This is a genomic window from Calothrix sp. CBUCES-K 9914 (genome assembly GCF_059640475.1).
Window position 1 is genome coordinate 1 of sequence record NZ_JBXXZH010000555.1, and the last position, 900, is coordinate 900.

2 protein-coding genes are annotated in these 900 nt (G+C 41.3%); one reads left to right on the top strand and one right to left on the bottom strand.

What is annotated here, in order from left to right; all coding sequences use genetic code 11:
* Positions 1-382, top strand: a 382-nt coding sequence (locus tag AC2JBO_RS45035) for a polysaccharide deacetylase family protein (protein WP_496960103.1), incomplete at its 5' end; no start/stop codon positions are given.
* Positions 383-606: 224 nt separating this feature from the next.
* Here AC2JBO_RS45035 and AC2JBO_RS45040 read toward each other — a convergent pair.
* Positions 607-900: SDR family oxidoreductase (locus AC2JBO_RS45040; protein WP_496960104.1), on the bottom strand; the 294-nt coding region annotated here is incomplete at its 5' end.

Below are 900 nucleotides of genomic sequence, written 5' to 3' on the forward strand. Positions count from 1 at the left end.
TTCAGAGATTGAAAATACGGCAAATATAATTTATCAAACTACTGGCGCCAAAACTAGTTTATTTCGTCCACCAGGAGGAATACTAGATAATGGTGTAGCAACTTATGCCAGAAATCAAAAGGATGCTATTGTAATGTGGTCAGATGACTCAGAAGACTGGCGGCGCCCTTCCCCATCAACATTAGTAAAACGAGTAGTGAAACAAGCAACACCAGGTGGTATTGTATTAATGCATGACGGTGGAGGTAATCGTAGTAATACTGTAGCGGCTTTACCACAAATAATTAATAATTTGAGACAGCAAGGCTATAAATTTGTAACAATCCCACAACTTTTAGAAATACAGAACCAAGAACAAATTGCGATGACAGCCAAAAAGTAGCGAATCATCACAATCTATAAAAAAGTGCTAATAAACTGTTACCTTAATCCTTGTTGACGTAAAAGAATATAGCGGTTGCTATTTCAAATGAAGTACACTTCCGGACGGGCAGGGATGCCCGTTCCACTCATTGTTTTACTAATTTAATTTGTACCTTACTTGGTTAAAAGATGCTATCTCTAACCATTCATTGTAGTAAAAAGAGCGATTTTGTCTTTGAAAAACTAGAGGATTGATCTCACTACACCGCCATCAACCCGAAGTGCAGCACCATTTGTGGCTGATGAGAGAGAGCTAGACACATATGTGACTAAGGCAGCAACCTCTTCGGATGTGGCAAAGCGCTTGAGCAGTGAGGAAGGACGCACGAACTCAAAAAACTCTTTTTCTACCTGATCGACTTCGACACCGCGATCCGTTGCCATCTTTTCCACAAAATCGCTGACCCCTTCAGAGCGAGTGGGACCAGGTAGCACGGAATTGACCGTTACACCAGTACCAACCGTCATTTCAGCAAG